Consider the following 15,268-nt stretch of genomic DNA (forward strand, 5'->3'; position numbering starts at 1 on the left):
AACAATGTTGCAGTAGACCTCATTCCCCAGATTTAGGGCATAGGACTAATACCGATTAATTTGACAGTGTAAAGCCCAAAATAAGTCAAAACCAGGGAGCCCAGCAAATGAATGCCTGCCGTAAACAGGGCCAGGGCCAGTCGACCCTGTTGCAACATGCCCACCACTTCAGCGGAAAACGTGGAAAAGGTGGTCAGTGCGCCTAAAAAGCCCGTGACGCACAACAAGCGCCACTCGGGTGCCAGTTGGGGCATGTTTTGAAAAATACCCACGCACAATCCAATGAGGTAGCCGCCGATCAAGTTGGCGGCCAAGGTGCCCCATGGCAATAAACCATCATCTGATGTGCTGGGGTTGAGCCACAACCCCAATTGCCAGCGCGCCAAAGCGCCCAGGCAAGCACCGAAGCAAATGGCAATGACGGCAAACATGGCAGTGATCCTTGTGAATTAAATCAAATGGGCGACAGCAGCATGAGGCTTAAAAGGGCGGGCCTTCCTCTGAAGAGGCGGCTTCTGCAAACACATTCTCGCCGCCTAAGGCGGTGACCACGTCTTTGATGAGTGGGCCTAACATGCCGGTGCTCAGAACCACATCGGCATCGAACTTGTCATCGCCTTCGGTGCCAATGGCTTCAGGCTCTGTGCCGTCTAGAAAGCTGACTTTTTTGAACTGCAAATTGTCGGTGAGCACAAAGCTGGCTTTGCCTTCCCAGCTGAGGCCCAGCTGCGTTGGCAGCTTGCCATCGCGCACATGCTTGCGCACTTCGTCGGTGTTGAGCACGTGGCGGGTGTACTTGACCATGGGTTGGTCTTCCGCGCCCGATTTGAGGACGCATTCTTTTTCAACACTTAAAGCAGGTGGCAGCTCGTGCGGGTCGGTGGCCAACAACCAAGCGGCCATGCCGGTTTGGGGCGACATGGCCGTTTGCAGCAAGTTGAGGTCGAGCCCTGGCAACGCGCGCACCAATTGGGTGATGACCTCGTCGGCCTTGCTGGTGCTGCCAGCATCGATGGCCAACAAGCGGTCTTTGGGGTTGATCCACACCATGACGGCACCTTGCTTGGCAAAGGCTTGGGGCAACAGGCTGTGCAAAATGTCTTCGCGCATTTCGCGTTGCTCTTTTTTTCCGGGCTTGCGGCCGGTTTTCTCCTCAATGTCTTTGGCCTGCAACTCGGCTTTTCGCTTGACGACGGAAGAGGGGACGGCCTTGGTCTCGATCAACAATTTGGCAATCCATTGACCGCCTACGGACTCTAGCAAGGGACCATGGGCGACGCCGCGTGGTTCGGTCCAGCCGACCGATTTGTCTTGACCGGGGGAGCACTCTACAAAACGATTGGCAGCCAGTGCTGTTTCAATCTCGGGAACTGTCGCCACCCAATTTGGCCCAATTCGATAGGCCATTACATTTTTAAACACGAAATTCCTTTGGGTATTCTTTGACTTGAGGTCAAATTAATCGACATCATAGGGTGTTAATTTTGAATCAAAATCAGCCACACTTCGTCTCATGGTCAGAAATTCTTTGTTACCCAACTTAATGGCACGCAAACGCTGGGGTGTGTTGATGTTGGACACGCAATTTCCGCGTTTGCTGGGCGATATTGGCTGCCCTGAAGGCTGGCCATTTGACTTGATGTATCAAAAAGTGCCCGGCATGTTTCCCCAAGAAATTGTGCGCAGCGCCGATAGTCTGAAGCAGCACTTGGTGCTGCCAGCCTTTGTCAATGCCAGTCGACAATTGATCGCGCAGGGCGCTGAAGGCATAACCACCAGTTGCGGCTTTTTGGTCTTGCTGCAAAACGAATTGCAAGCAACATTGCCAGTGCCTGTGATCAGTTCTAGTTTGTTGTGTTTGCCACAATTGTTGGCAGTGCATGACACGGTGGGTGTCTTAACGATGGACGATGAAGCTTTGGGGGCTGCACATTTTCTGGCAGCAGGTGTCGCAGTCAAAGACTTGTCTCGGTTGCGCGTGCAGGGTGTTCAAAAAAACGAAGCTTTTGCCTTGGCTATTATGGGAAACCAATTGGAAATGGATGTTGCAGCTGCTCAGAAAAGTGTGGTGTCAGCAGCATTGCGTTTGAAGCAAAAAGCCCCCGAAGTGAAGCATGTGGTTTTGGAGTGCACCAACATGCCGCCTTATGCGGGGGCCATACAAGTGGCTACAGGCTGGCAACTGCACAGCCTGTATCAACTGCTTACAACTTCATCTGCTGAGGCATCCAAGTAACGATGCCAGGGAAGAAGTAAATTAACAAAACGGCCAACACCATCAAGAAGAACATGGGCAGTGTGGCTTTGGCAATCCACAGCAAGTCTTTGCCGGTCATGCCTTGCAACACAAACAAATTAAAACCCACAGGTGGGGTAATTTGAGCCATTTCAACCACCAGCACAATGAAGATGCCAAACCACAAGGGGTCGATACCGGCTTTTTGCACGGTGGGCATGATGACGCCCATGGTGAGGACCACCATCGAGATGCCATCTAAGAAGCATCCCAAGACCACGTAAAAAACGGTCAGCGCCAGAATCAATTCAAATTGGCTCAGACCCAAAGTGGCAATCCATTCTGCCAAGTGCCGCGGCAAACCGATATAACCCATGGACAGCGTCAAGAACGAGGCCCCAGCCAAGATCAGGGCAATCATGCAGTAAAGCCGTGTTGCACCCATCAGAGCTTCTTTGAAGCTTGCCCGATTCAAGGACCCTTGAGCTGAAGACAAAAGCATGGCACCTACAACGCCAACTGCTGCTGCTTCAGTGGCAGTGGCAATGCCAGCGTAAATAGAACCAAGCACAGCAGCAATCAACAACACGACAGGAATCAGGCTGCCCGATTCGCGAATCTTTTCCATGAAGGTGTATTGACGATCGTTGGCAGGAACCTGTTCTGGATGTCGCAATGCCCAGTAAATGATGTAACCCGAAAACAAACAAGCCAACATCAGGCCAGGCAAAATGCCGGCAATGAACAATTTGGCGATGGAAACGTCTGCCGTTACGCCGTAAACGATCATGATGATGGATGGCGGAATCAGCAGTCCCAAAGTTCCAGCGCCTGCCAAGGTGCCAATGACCATGTTGTCTGGATAACCTCTTTTTGACAGCTCAGGCAAAGTCATCTTGCCAATGGTGGCGCAAGTGGCCGCCGAAGAACCCGATACCGCTGCAAAAATGGTGCATCCCGCCACATTGGTGTGCAAGAGGCGACCCGGTAAAGCTTGGAGCCAGGGTGCCAAGCCTTTGAACATGTCTTGACTGAGTCGCGTTCTAAAAAGAATTTCTCCCATCCAAATGAACAAAGGCAATGCTGTGAGGGTCCAGCTGGAAGAGGATCCCCAGATGGTGACGGCCATGGCGTCGCCAGCAGGACGGCTGCTGAACAATTGCATGCCCACCCAAGCCACGCCTGACAAGGACAAGCCAATCCAGACGCCACTGCCCAAAATGAGAAACAGCGTTGCAACCAGCAGCGCTGTGATCAGTAAATCATTCATAGTTACTCGTTGTGTAACGCTTCATCTGAATTCAAGGCAACTCGTTTGCCCAGAATTTCCAAAATCAATTCGTCGATGAAAGCGATCGCCAAAACCACGGTACCAAGTGCCATGGAAATTTGTGGAATCCACAAGGGCGTTGCATCATTGCTGGTGGAAATGTCGTGGAAGGTGTATGACTGCCAAGACAAACGAATGCTGTAGTACGCCATGAGGCAGGCTAAAAAAGTGGCCATGCCCAATGCCCACAATTCAATGCCTTTGAGCCAGCCGCCTTTGAATCGGCTGATGAGTACCGTGACACGAATGTGCTCGCCTTTTTTCAAGGTGTGCGCCAAAGCCAAGAAGCCACTGGCGGCCATGCAATAGCCCGCATAAGCATCTGTGCCTCTGATGTGAAAGTTAAATTCACGGCCAATGATGGACATCAAAACCATCGCGAGCATGGCGCACATGAAAAGCGCCGCCAAAGCGGCGGCGCTGTCATAAATGCGGTTTAACAAACTGCGCATTGTGAATCAAAGCTTGTTGTAGGCATCGACCAAAGCTTTGCCCTCAGGACCCGCTTTTTCAAGCCATTCCTTCAACATCACATCGCCTACTTTTTTCATGTCGGCTTTGAGCTGTGCAGATGGTGTGACGATGTTCATGCCGTTCTTTTTGAGCAAGTCAATGTATTCACCGTTCTTGGCTTGAGATACTTTCCAGCCGCGTGCGTCTGCATCAGCGCCTGCTTTTAAAACGGCTTGTTTGGTCCCGGCGTCGAGGGCATCAAATGCGGCTTTGTTCATGATGACCGCATTTTTGGGCAGCCAAGCTTGTGTGTCGTACCAGTACTTGATGTGCTCGTAAGTTTTGGTGTCGTAGCCAGTTGAGCCTGAAGACATGTAGCTTTCAATCACACCTGTTGCCATAGCTTGCGAGAGCTCGGCTGCTTGCACAGTGACAGGCTGAGCGCCAACCAATTCGGCTATGCGGGCTGTGGATGGGCTGTAAGCGCGCCATTTCACACCCTTCAAATCTGCGGCCGAGTTGATGGGCTTCTTCACATAGATGCCTTGTGGTGGCCATGCCACTGCATACAACAAGATCATGCCTTGCTCAGCCAGTTTCTTTTCCAAGAAAGGACGTTGAGCTTTGTAGAGTTTGAAAGATTCTTCATAGCTGTCAGCCAAGAAGGGCAGTCCATCGGCGCCAAACAATTGCCATTCATTTTGGAAGTTGGCCAACAAGATTTCACCAATTTGTGCTTGACCACCTTGCACAGCACGCTTGATTTCAGGCGCTTTGAACAATGACGCATTGGCATGCACGGTAATCTTCAATTTGCCGCCAGAAGCTTTTTCAACATCGTTGGCAAATTGCACCAAATTTTCGGTGTGAAAGTTGTTGGCGGGGTAGGCTGCCGGCAAGTCCCACTTAGTCTGGGCTTGGACGGATGCAATGCCACCCATGGCCAACACAGTGGTGATCAGGGCTTTGGAAATTAAACGTCTTTTCATAGGTGCTCCATTGAATGAAAAAAAATCAGAAAGCATTGCAAGAATAGCACTGACTGCAAATGCAAAATACAGGCCCGGCTTGGTAGAAACGCGATGTTCATCACGAAGATGAGTCTGAAAGGTTTAACATCTCGTTCAATATCAATTGAAAACAGCCCTCAACAGGGCTGAATTGCGCTGTCATTTTAAGGAAAATCAATGTCGAGCTTACCGTCCAGTCCGTTGTGGCAATTCTGGATTGACAGAGGGGGCACATTCACAGACATCGTGGGCAAACAGCCTGATGGTCAGTTGGTCACTCACAAACTGTTGTCTGAAAATCCTGATCAGTACAAAGACGCAGCGGTGGCGGGTATTCGCCATTTGTTAGGGTTGAAATCGAACGAGCCAGTAAGCCCCAATTTGGTGAGTTGCGTCAAGATGGGCACCACAGTGGCCACCAATGCACTGTTAGAGCGAAAAGGTGAGCGCACCTTGTTGGTGACCACGCAAGGTTTCCGTGACGCTTTGCGAATTGCTTATCAAAACCGTCCGCGCTTGTTTGACCGCAATATCGTCTTGCCTGAATTGCTCTACAGCGAGGTGATTGAAGCGCAAGAGCGCATGTCGGCGCAAGGTGAAGTGATTGAAGCGCTGCATGTCGATGCATTGCGCGCGCAATTGCAAACTCAATTTGATGCTGGCATTCGCAGCGTGGCCATTGTTTTCATGCACGCTTATCGTTATTCGCAACACGAAGTTTTGGCTGCGCAGTTGGCGCGTGAAATTGGCTTCACGCAAATCAGCACCTCCCATCAAACCAGTCCCTTGATGAAGTTTGTCAGCCGCGGTGACACCACCGTTGTCGATGCCTATTTATCACCCATCTTGCGCCGCTATGTCGACCAAGTGGCGAGTGAAATGCCAGGCGTCAAGCTGATGTTCATGCAGTCATCCGGTGGTCTGACAGACGCGCACGCCTTTGCGGGCAAGGATGCCATTTTGAGTGGTCCTGCTGGGGGCATTGTGGGCATGGCGCGCACCGCCGAAGGCGCGGGTCACGACAAAGTGATTGGCTTTGACATGGGCGGCACGTCTACGGATGTGTCGCACTATGCAGGTCAGTTTGAGCGCGAGTTTGAAACGCAAGTGGCAGGCATTCGCATGCGTGCGCCCATGATGAGCATTCACACCGTGGCGGCCGGCGGTGGTTCTTTGTTGCAATTTGATGGCGCGCGTTTGCGCGTGGGTCCGCAAAGCGCTGGTGCCAATCCAGGGCCGGCCAGTTACAGACGTGGTGGCCCTTTGGCGGTCACAGATGCCAACGTGTTGGTGGGCAAAGTGCAGCCCGACTTCTTCCCCGCTGTGTTTGGTCCTGAGGGCAATCAGCGTTTAGACAAGCAGGCTGTCGCAGAACGTTTTGATGTTTTGTCTCAGCAAATGAACCGACCCGCCGAAGCCATTGCCGATGGTTTTCTGCGGATTGCAGTGCAGCAGATGGCGAACGCCATCAAGAAAATCTCAGTGGCGCGCGGCTACGACGTCACGCGCTACACCTTGCAATGTTTTGGGGGCGCTGGTGGGCAGCACGCTTGTATGGTGGCCGATGCACTGGGCATGAAACAAGTCTATGTGCACCCCTTGGCGGGGGTGTTGTCTGCGTATGGCATGGGCTTGGCCGATCAGAGTTTGATTCGGGAACAAGCGGTAGAGTTGCGGCTGACGCCAGAGGCCATGCCAGCTTTGTTGGCGCCTCTTCAAAGTTTGGGCGATGCAGCGCGCGCTGCTTTGTCTCAGCAAGCCTTGGGCGATGCCATTGAATTGCACCAGCGCGTGCATGTGCGGTACGAAGGCAGTGATTCCGCCCTGGTGGTCAGCATGGGCAGCTTGGAAGAAATAACCGCGCGATTCGAGCAGGCTTACCGTCAACGCTTTGCATTTTTAATGACGGGCAAGGCCCTCATGGTGGAAGCCGTTTCAGTCGAGGCTTTGATCAAAGGAGACGCTGCGGTTGAAGTGCCACGATCGGTGAACCCTGTGCGGGATGTCCCCAAACGCGCTACCGTGCGCATGTACGCTGCAGGCTCCGATGGTGAATCGCGCTGGTGGGATGCCGGCTTGTTTGTGCGCGAAGACTTGCGTATCGGTGATGTGATTGCAGGACCCGCCATCATTGCAGAGAAAAACGCCACCACAGTGGTCGAGCCTGGCTGGCAAGCGCAAGTAACTGCGCTGGACCATCTGTTGCTGAACCGTGTGGAAGTGCGTCAAACCAAACATGCAGCTGGCACCACGGTCGATCCAGTGTTGTTGGAAGTGTTCAACAACCTGTTCATGAACATTGCCGAGCAAATGGGTTTGCAATTGCAAAACACCGCTTATTCGGTGAACATCAAAGAGCGTCTTGATTTTTCATGCGCTTTGTTCAATGCCCAAGGCCACTTGATAGCCAATGCGCCTCACATGCCCGTGCACTTGGGCAGCATGGGAGAAAGCATCAAAACCGTCATCCGTGAAAACGCAGGCAAGATGCACCGCGGGGATGTGTTTGTGCTCAATGACCCGTATCACGGCGGCACGCACTTGCCGGATGTGACGGTCATCACGCCCGTATTTTTAGAAGGTGCAACGCAGCCAGAGTTTTATGTAGGCTCGCGTGGTCACCATGCTGACATAGGCGGCACCACACCGGGCTCGATGCCACCTTTCTCCACCACCATTCAAGAAGAAGGTGTGCAAATTAACAACTTCAAGTTGGTGTCTGAAGGCGTTTTGCAGGAGCAGGGCATGTTGGACTTGTTGGCCAGTGGTCAATACCCCAGTCGCAATCCGCAACAAAACATGGCCGATTTGCGCGCTCAATTGGCCGCCAACGAAAAGGGAGTACAAGAGTTGCACAAAATGGTGGCTGAGTTTGGCTTGGATGTGGTTCAGGCCTACATGCGCCATGTGCAAGACAACGCTGAAGAATCGGTGCGCCGCGTGATCACACGCTTGAAAGATGGCGCCTTCACCTTGCCCCTCGACAATGGCGCGCAAATTCAAGTGGCCGTTCGCGTGGATGCCAAAAACCGCAGCGCAGAAATTGATTTCACAGGTACCAGTGCGCAGCAGACCAACAACTTCAATGCGCCCACAGCGGTGTGCATGGCGGCGGTGTTGTATGTGTTCAGAAGTTTGGTCAACGACGACATTCCGCTGAATGCGGGGTGTTTGAAACCTTTGAACGTGATCATCCCCGAGGGCTGTATGCTCAATCCCAATTTTCCAGCTTCTGTGGTGGCGGGCAATGTGGAAACATCGAGCTGCATCACCAATGCCTTGTTTGGCGCTTTGGGTGTGATGGCGGGTAGTCAACCCACCATGAACAACTTCACCTTTGGCAATGCCAAGTACCAGTACTACGAAACCATCTCGGGTGGCAGTGGTGCAGGTGTGATGGTGGACGAGCAAGGGCAGATCACTTCAGGCTTCAATGGCACTTCGGTGGTCCAGACGCATATGACCAACTCACGCCTGACCGATCCTGAAATATTGGAGTTTCGCTTCCCAGTGCGGTTGGAGAGCTACGCCATGCGCCAAGGTTCGGGCGGGCACGGCAAATGGCAGGGGGGCATGGGTGGTGTCAGGCGCATCCGATTCTTAGAGCCCATGACGGCCAGCATTTTGTCCAATGGCCGCGTGCATCCCGCATTTGGCATGGCCGGTGGCAAAGCAGGTGCACCAGGTATCAACCAAGTGCAGCGTGCTGATGGTCGTACAGAAGTGTTGAAACACATTGGCCAAGTGGAAATGGCACCGGGCGATGTGTTTGAAATTCACACGCCTGGTGGCGGTGGGTACGGCGCTGAAGTCAGAAAGTGAGAGATCCACCTAGCGGTAAGAAGCTAGGTGGATGTTTGTTTCTGTCGATCGAATACCGCTGATCAAACGGATTCTTTCTAGCGCGTTAGATAAGGCCTTCATGGAGGGGGCCTCTATTTCCGCCAGGAGGTCCCAGCGGCCATTGGTATCGTGAAGCGCGCAGACGCTGGGCTCTCCCAGCAAACTGGCGATGACCTGACGCGTGGTGTTGCCTTCTACCAATACGCCCATCCAAGCCCTGATGGTTTCGGGTTCAGTGTCGGGTCTTAGCTTGATGGTGTAGCCCACGATCACTTGTGAGTCTTCCAGTTTTCGCAAGCGATTGTTGATGGTGCCGCGCGACACCTTCAACTTGTGAGCCAAGTCAGCGATGCTCATCCGGGCATCTTGTCGTAGCAAGCCGATGAGTTTTTGGTCAATATCGTCCATTTGAAATCATTCGTCCTAATTTGCCGAAATGATACTTTATTGTGTCATTTTGGTAAATAAATGATCAAAAAAATACATTTTTGACCATTTCAATTGATTCACTTCTTATGCAAACTCTGCTCTTCTCGTTTTGATAGATCTTGAGTTTCCTTATGAATTTTTCTTCCTCTCAGCCACGCAAGGCTTTTCCCAAACAGGCCACAACTCTGAGCCCGCTTTATTTGAGTGCACCTGCCGCGGTTGAATTGGTGCAAAGCATTGGCTTGAAAGCTTGCCTGTCAGGCATTGCCAATTTCATCAAGGCAGACTTTTTGCGTTGGGAGGATTTTGATAAATCTGCGCGTGTTGCCAATCATTCCACCGACGGCGTCATTGAGTTGATGCCCATTGCTGATGACACCACCTACAGTTTTAAGTACGTCAACGGTCATCCCAAAAACACGGCGATGGGCTTGCCTACCGTGATGGCCTTTGGCGTGATGGCGGATGTGGCGACAGGTACACCTTTGTTTTTGAGCGAGTTGACACTCACCACGGCCCTGCGAACGGCCGCCACTTCGGCATTGGCGGCCAAAGTATTGGCCAGACCCGGCAGTCGTGTGATGGCTTTGATTGGCAATGGCGCGCAAAGTGAATTTCAAGCGTTGGCCTTTCAACACCTGCTAGGCATTGAGACTGTGCGTTTGTATGATCTCGATCCGAAGGCCAGCGCCAAACTCATGGCCAACTTAAGTGGCAGTGGCTTGAACTTGCAAATATGCGACAGCATTGCGCAGGCTGTCAAAGGCGCAGACATCGTGACCACGGTGACTGCAGATAAATCTTGTGCCACCATCATTACAGCTGATTTGATCGAGCCCGGCATGCACATCAATGGCGTGGGGGGTGATTGTCCTGGCAAAACCGAATTGTCGGCCGGTGTGTTGGCTGCCAGTAAAGTGTTTGTGGAATACATCCCACAGTCGCGAGTGGAGGGTGATATACAGCAAATGCCAGATGACTTTGAAGTGACAGAACTGTGGCAAGTGCTAAAGGGACATCAGCCAGGACGAGAGCACTTGCAACAGATCACGGTATTTGATTCGGTTGGTTTTGCATTAGAAGATTTTGCTGCCCTGCGATTCATGTATGAGTCAGCATGCGCATTGGGCTTGGGTGAGCGCTTGTCATTGATGCCGCAGATGAAGGATCCCAAAAATTTATTCGGTACCCTGCTAAAAACAGGCCTTTCTTCTGTGATCGAAAGAAGTGAACGCATCTGCGCTGCTTAATTCAGAGCCTCAAACCTGACGACTGATGTGTTGAGCCATGATGGCATCGGTGAGGCAGCGTGCAAAGTAAGCTGCCGCCGGTGTCAGCGGTACATCGGGTGGTGCAAGCAGTACAAGTTCAATCGGCGGAGGCCTCAGTTTGTGCAAGGAAATTTCGACCAGGCCCCGACATTCGGGTTGCGCTAACAAAGGTGCAGGCATGACGCTCACAGCATCCGACTGCCTCACCAAGGCCATGGCTGCCATGGCATCGCAACGTGTTATCAGACCAGGGGCTTTGACGCCAGCTTGTTTGAACATGGCATTCAAGCCATCGTCCAAATCATTGGCGAAGGGGCCAGGCAAAACCCACTCCAATTCGGCCAAGCGGGCGGCGGTGCCTTGTAACAAGATGGGATGTCCCTGACGGACCACTATTTTTTGAGGTTCTTTGAGAAGTCGTGTGGCATCAAATTCTGTATGGATCACTTCGCCGCTGTCTGCCACGATTGCAAAATCCAAAGATCCATCTCGCAAGCTGGGCAGGACCCGTGCTACCAAGCCCTCGACCAAACGCAACTGAACTTTGGGGTATCGTCGCCTGAACCACATGAATGCATCGCCTAACACCGTTAGCATGAGGTAAGGCGTAATTCCCACCCGCAAGGTGCCCGTGTCGTCCCCTTGTGTCTGTTTAAGGTCTTCATGCGCCAAAGTGATTTGGCGTGTGACCAGTTTGGCTCTGGCGTGTAATCTTTGACCGGCTTCTGTGAGCACCACGCCACGCGATTTTCTGATCAGCAAAGAAACGCCGACATCTTCCTCTAGCGTCCGCAAGGACTTGGTCAAGGCCGCTTGCGTCAAGTGCATTTCGCGTGCGGTGGCCCGAATGCTGCCATGTTCAACCACACCCACAAGTGCCTGAAGTTGGTGAAGCTTCATGGTGACTCCAATCAAAGTTTTTAAATGACAACTTTTGGTTGTCATGCTGAAAAATTATAGCCTTCCGTTTGTCGTTGGGTGTTCCTAGTATCTGATGGATGGATTTTTCAAACTTCGAGCTACTTCAGCGCTCACCAAAGGACCCTGCCATGAAACGACGCTCTGCACTGGAATTGCTGCTCCTCAGCATTCTCACCCTTGTGATACCTGCTTACGCTGACACCTATCCAAATAAACCTGTCACGTTGATGGTGCCTTATCCACCGGGTGGTTTGTCGGATGTCATTGCGCGAAAAGTGAACCAGGCTTTGGCGCTAGAACTGAAGCAACCCGTCATCATTGAAAACTTGGGCGGTGCGGGCGGTGCCATTGCGGCACAAAAAGTGTTGAGCGCACCAGCCGATGGGTACTACATCTTTCAGGGTTCACCCAATGAATTGATTTTGGCGCCATTGGCCATGAAGGCGGTGAAATACAAGCCAGAAGATTTTCGCTTGATTCAGCAAATGGCTTTGGCGCCGATGGCCATCGTGGCGCGCAAAGACTTCCCTGCAAAGAACGCCAACGAAATGGTGGCATACATCCAAAAAATGGCCAAAGAGGGTAAGCCTGTCAATTACGCCAGCGTTGGCAATGGCAGTTTCTATCATTTGATTGGTGAAGAGTTGTCGAAAAAGATTGGCGCAGAGATGTTGCACGTGCCTTACAAAGGTGGCGGGCCCATTTCGCAAGATTTGTTGGGCGGGCAAATTGACTTGTTCATCACACCCTATGGCGCGCCTCACGTGGCCATGGAAAAAGAAGGCAAGTTGCGATTCATTGCTGTCCTGTCTAGCGAGCCTCAACGTTTGATCAAACACATTCCATCCGTGGATGAAAACAAATTGCTCAAAGGATTTCACTACACCATTGGAAGTGGCTATTACGTGAAGAAGGGCACACCCGAGCCCATTGTGGAGGCTTTGCACAAAGCACTGACCAAAGTGATGTTTGATGCTGACTTTGTCGCCACGATGGCTGCAATGGGGCAAGACCCATCCCCCGCTTTGCGGCTCGATGAAGCGGGCAAGGCTTATGCCGACGACATCAAGTTGTACCAGGGCATTGCCAAATCCATTAACTTGCAAGCGCAATGAATTTGTTGCACGCTATGCGTGAACGCGTAGCGCCATTCGTCGCGCTACGCCACGATTTGCATCGGCACCCAGAATTGGGGCTTCAAGAATTTCGAACCTCTGCTTTGTTGGCGGAACAGCTTGAATGTTGGGGCTTCAGCGTCACCCGAGGTATCGCCACAACAGGACTTGTGGCGCAATTGGTTCGGGGGCAGGGCAAAAAGCGTTTGGGCATTCGCGCTGACATGGATGCCTTGCCCATCCAAGAAACCAATCGCTTTGCACATTGCAGTCTTCATGATGGCCTGATGCATGCCTGTGGCCATGATGGTCACACGGCCATGCTGATGGCAGCGGCGAAATACATTTCGCAAGAACTTGATTTCTCGGGAACTTTGAATTTAATATTTCAACCAGCAGAAGAACATCCGGGGGGCGCCAAGCTCATGATTGAGCAGGGCCTGTTTGAGAAATTCCCCTGTGACGCGATCTTCGCTGCGCACAACATGCCAGGCATTCCAGCGGGGCAGTTGGTCTTCATCGATGGCCCGGCCATGGCGTCATCTGATGATGTCACCATTACTTTGACAGGTTTGGGCGGGCATGGCGCCATGCCGCATTTGGCACAAGATCCTATCGTGGCGGCATCCAGCATTGTGATGTCCCTGCAAACCATCGTCTCTCGCAACATCAATCCTTTGCAAACTGGAGTGATCACGGTTGGGGCCTTGGCGTCTGGAAAAGCCAACAATGTGATTCCAGGTTCTGCGCGTTTAGAGTTAAGCGTGCGTGCACTGGACCGCGAAGTGCGTGATCTACTGCAAGTTCGCATTACGGATTTGGTGACTGCCCAAGCGCAAAGCTTCGGATTACAAGCGCAGATTGACTACAAGCGTGATTACCCCGTATTGGTCAATACAAGGGCTGAAACCGAATTTGCACGCGCCGTGGGCGTGGCCTTGTTAGGCCATGAAGGCGTCACTTTGCAAGGCCGTCCTCTTACAGGGAGTGAAGACTTTGCTTTCATGCTGGATCACTGTCCGGGCAGTTACTTGATGATTGGCAATGGGGTCGCACCAAACGCCTCATCCCCCAAAGATCTCGCACATGCCTGCATGGTGCACAACGCTGGCTATGACTTCAATGACGAAATTTTGCCTGTGGGTGCTGCCTATTGGGCTTTGTTGACGCAGCGTTACTTAACAAACTAAAAAATACCATGACTCAAGCTTTATGGCAACTCAGCGCCACCGAAGTGGCCTCTCGCATTGCGCATCGAGAAATATCGGCCAGACAGGTGACCGAGAGCGTTCTTGCGCGGATTGAAGATATCAACCCCAGCATCAATGCTTTGGCAAAAGTTAATGCAGTATCTGCTTTAAAAGACGCGGACGATGCTGATGCAGCACAAGCCCAGGGTAAATCGCTCGGACTTTTACATGGCGTGCCCGTCACCATCAAAGTGAATGTGGATGTGACTGGTGAAGCGACAACGGATGGCGTAGAAGCACTGAAGGACAACATCGCTACCACTGACTCTCCTTTGGTCCAATCGATGCGTGATGCAGGCGCCATCATCGTGGGCCGAAGTAATGCCCCAGCCTTTTCACTCCGCTGGTTTACAGACAACAGTTTTCACGGCCGAACGCTCAACCCTTTTGACCCAGGGGTCACGCCGGGTGGATCAAGTGGCGGTGCGGCGGCAGCAACAGCGCTTGGCATGGGGGCCATTGCGCACGGTAACGACTATGGTGGATCAATTCGTTATCCGGCATGGGCTTGTGGTGTGGTGGGCTTGCGAACCACCGTAGGACGTGTGCCTTCGTACAAGGCAAGTGCGCCCAATCGAATTATCACCAACCAGCAAATGTCAGTGCAAGGTCCACTCACTCGAACGGTGGCTGACGCTCGCTTGGCATTGAAAGTGATGTCGCGTGGTTCTGCTTTAGATCCGCAATGGGTGCCTGCACCTTTGGATAACCCCGACTGTGAAAAACCAACGCGTGTTGCCGTGTTCAAAAACTGGACGCATTCAAAAGTAGATCCCAGTGTCAGTGAGGCCGTGGCTCAAGCAGCGCATTGGCTAGAGGCCGCAGGCTATGTGTTGGAAGAAGTTGAGCCGCCACACTTTGCAGAAGTGTCGGCCATGCAATTTCACATGGTCATGAATGACATGCGACGCGCTGGTGCGGGATTCATGCAGCAGTTAGGTGACGATGCCTTGCGAAGGGCGCTTCAGCATTATTTAGACATCAATCCAATTTGGGACAGAGATCAAAATCTGGAGGCGCTCACGAGACGCTTTAACATTGCCCGAGACTGGGCAGTGTTTTTTGAGCGCTATCCTGTTTTGCTCATGCCCAACTCATGGGAGCGTCAATTCCCCATCGACGATGATCAGCGGACTGCAGAGCGGATGAGCGAAATTTTATTGGCGCAATCACCCTTGTTGAGTACTGCTGTCCTCGGCTTACCTGGCTTGTCTGTGCCAACTGGCATTGTTGCAGGATTGCCCGTTGGTGTGCAAATTGTCACCAGTCGTTTTCGCGAGGACATTGCTTTAAGAGCTGGTGAACTGATCGAACGTGCTTCTGATTTCTCTGCGATCCAGCACCTTGCAGCTTTGAATTCTTAAACAAAAGGCCTTGCGTTTGCGCAAGGCCTTGGGTCGAAGAGGTTGG

General features: G+C 52.2%; 13 protein-coding genes. 6 read left to right on the forward strand and 7 right to left on the reverse strand.

The window, feature by feature from the left end; all coding sequences use genetic code 11:
* Positions 1-32: 32 nt before the first annotated feature.
* Complete coding sequence (gene crcB / locus L103DPR2_RS06260; protein ID WP_055360243.1) at positions 33-431, reverse strand: fluoride efflux transporter CrcB; 399 nt, start codon at positions 429-431, stop codon at positions 33-35.
* 49 nt (positions 432-480) lie between these two features.
* Positions 481-1,422 carry a recombination-associated protein RdgC gene (locus L103DPR2_RS06265; RefSeq protein ID WP_055360244.1) on the reverse strand — a complete coding sequence of 314 codons (942 nt, stop codon included), beginning with the start codon at positions 1,420-1,422 and terminating at the stop codon, positions 481-483.
* A 91-nt stretch (positions 1,423-1,513) separates the two neighbouring features.
* On the opposite strand from L103DPR2_RS06265, the gene L103DPR2_RS06270 reads away from it, so the two are divergent.
* On the forward strand, positions 1,514-2,236 hold the full coding sequence (locus L103DPR2_RS06270; RefSeq protein ID WP_055360245.1) for a hypothetical protein: 723 nt from the start codon (positions 1,514-1,516) through the stop codon (positions 2,234-2,236).
* On the opposite strand, the gene L103DPR2_RS06275 is transcribed toward L103DPR2_RS06270, so the two are convergent.
* From L103DPR2_RS06275 to L103DPR2_RS06285, 3 genes are read right to left on the reverse strand one after another with little or no spacing between them, the layout of a single operon-like run.
* On the reverse strand, positions 2,205-3,506 hold the full coding sequence (locus L103DPR2_RS06275; RefSeq protein ID WP_055360246.1) for a TRAP transporter large permease: 1,302 nt from the start codon (positions 3,504-3,506) through the stop codon (positions 2,205-2,207). The genes L103DPR2_RS06270 and L103DPR2_RS06275 overlap by 32 nt on opposite strands.
* Positions 3,507-3,508: 2 nt before the next feature.
* On the reverse strand, positions 3,509-4,018 hold the full coding sequence (locus L103DPR2_RS06280) for a TRAP transporter small permease (RefSeq protein ID WP_055360247.1): 510 nt from the start codon (positions 4,016-4,018) through the stop codon (positions 3,509-3,511).
* 6 nt (positions 4,019-4,024) lie between these two features.
* A complete protein-coding gene (locus L103DPR2_RS06285) occupies positions 4,025-5,008 on the reverse strand; it encodes a TRAP transporter substrate-binding protein (protein ID WP_055360248.1) in 984 nt (327 codons plus the stop codon).
* A gap of 198 nt (positions 5,009-5,206) precedes the next feature.
* On the opposite strand from L103DPR2_RS06285, the gene L103DPR2_RS06290 reads away from it, so the two are divergent.
* Positions 5,207-8,851 (forward strand): hydantoinase B/oxoprolinase family protein, encoded by a 3,645-nt coding sequence (locus tag L103DPR2_RS06290; RefSeq protein WP_055360249.1) that lies wholly within the window; start codon positions 5,207-5,209, stop codon positions 8,849-8,851.
* A 9-nt stretch (positions 8,852-8,860) separates the two neighbouring features.
* On the opposite strand, the gene L103DPR2_RS06295 is transcribed toward L103DPR2_RS06290, so the two are convergent.
* Positions 8,861-9,280, reverse strand: coding sequence for an Lrp/AsnC family transcriptional regulator (locus L103DPR2_RS06295; RefSeq protein ID WP_055360250.1), 420 nt, complete (start codon positions 9,278-9,280; stop codon positions 8,861-8,863).
* Between the two features lie 152 nt (positions 9,281-9,432).
* Between L103DPR2_RS06295 and L103DPR2_RS06300 the strand changes: the two genes are divergently transcribed.
* Complete coding sequence (locus L103DPR2_RS06300; RefSeq protein WP_055360251.1) at positions 9,433-10,551, forward strand: ornithine cyclodeaminase; 1,119 nt, start codon at positions 9,433-9,435, stop codon at positions 10,549-10,551.
* A 9-nt stretch (positions 10,552-10,560) separates the two neighbouring features.
* Here the strand turns inward: L103DPR2_RS06300 and L103DPR2_RS06305 are convergent, their stop codons facing one another.
* Positions 10,561-11,472, reverse strand: a complete 912-nt coding sequence (locus L103DPR2_RS06305; protein WP_197274913.1) for a LysR substrate-binding domain-containing protein — start codon at positions 11,470-11,472, stop codon at positions 10,561-10,563.
* 149 nt (positions 11,473-11,621) lie between these two features.
* Between L103DPR2_RS06305 and L103DPR2_RS06310 the strand changes: the two genes are divergently transcribed.
* From L103DPR2_RS06310 to L103DPR2_RS06320, 3 genes are read left to right on the forward strand one after another with little or no spacing between them, the layout of a single operon-like run.
* Positions 11,622-12,608 (forward strand): tripartite tricarboxylate transporter substrate binding protein, encoded by a 987-nt coding sequence (locus L103DPR2_RS06310; RefSeq protein ID WP_055360253.1) that lies wholly within the window; start codon positions 11,622-11,624, stop codon positions 12,606-12,608.
* Complete coding sequence (locus L103DPR2_RS06315) at positions 12,605-13,798, forward strand: M20 aminoacylase family protein (protein ID WP_055360254.1); 1,194 nt, start codon at positions 12,605-12,607, stop codon at positions 13,796-13,798. The genes L103DPR2_RS06310 and L103DPR2_RS06315 overlap by 4 nt, the downstream gene beginning before the upstream one ends.
* 8 nt (positions 13,799-13,806) lie before the next feature.
* Positions 13,807-15,222 carry an amidase family protein gene (locus L103DPR2_RS06320; protein ID WP_055360255.1) on the forward strand — a complete coding sequence of 472 codons (1,416 nt, stop codon included), beginning with the start codon at positions 13,807-13,809 and terminating at the stop codon, positions 15,220-15,222.
* Positions 15,223-15,268 lie beyond the last annotated feature (46 nt).

The organism is Limnohabitans sp. 103DPR2, assembly GCF_001412575.1.
Lineage (GTDB): Bacteria > Pseudomonadota > Gammaproteobacteria > Burkholderiales > Burkholderiaceae_C > Limnohabitans_A.